This is a genomic window from Pectobacterium sp. 1950-15, assembly GCF_037136835.1.
Taxonomy (GTDB): Bacteria; Pseudomonadota; Gammaproteobacteria; order Enterobacterales; family Enterobacteriaceae; genus Pectobacterium.
Genome location: NZ_JBBBQR010000056.1, coordinates 1 through 277 on the forward strand (window position 1 = coordinate 1; position 277 = coordinate 277).

A 277-nucleotide genomic window follows, 5' to 3' on the forward strand; every position below is an offset into this window, starting at 1 on the left:
CGCCAACACCAGTCACGCTTATGGTGTCGACACCGTTGCACCAACCGCATCGATTACAATCGACGATGTGACGTCGGATAATGTCATCAATGCCAGCGAGTCCGGTCAGACGATAGCGGTCACCGGTAAGGTGGGCAATGAAGTTAAAGCGGGCGATGCCATTACGGTAAAAGTCGGCACGGAAACCTACCAGACCACCGTCAATGCGGATGGCAAAACCTGGAGCGTGAATGTACCGGGATCGGTATTAGCCGCCAACGGTGATGTGAGTGCGACA

General features: G+C 54.5%; 1 protein-coding gene. It reads left to right on the forward strand.

What is annotated here, in order from left to right; genetic code table 11:
• Positions 1–277 (forward strand): Ig-like domain-containing protein (locus tag WCT94_RS20765; RefSeq protein ID WP_336871613.1); only part of this gene is annotated, 277 nt, incomplete at both ends.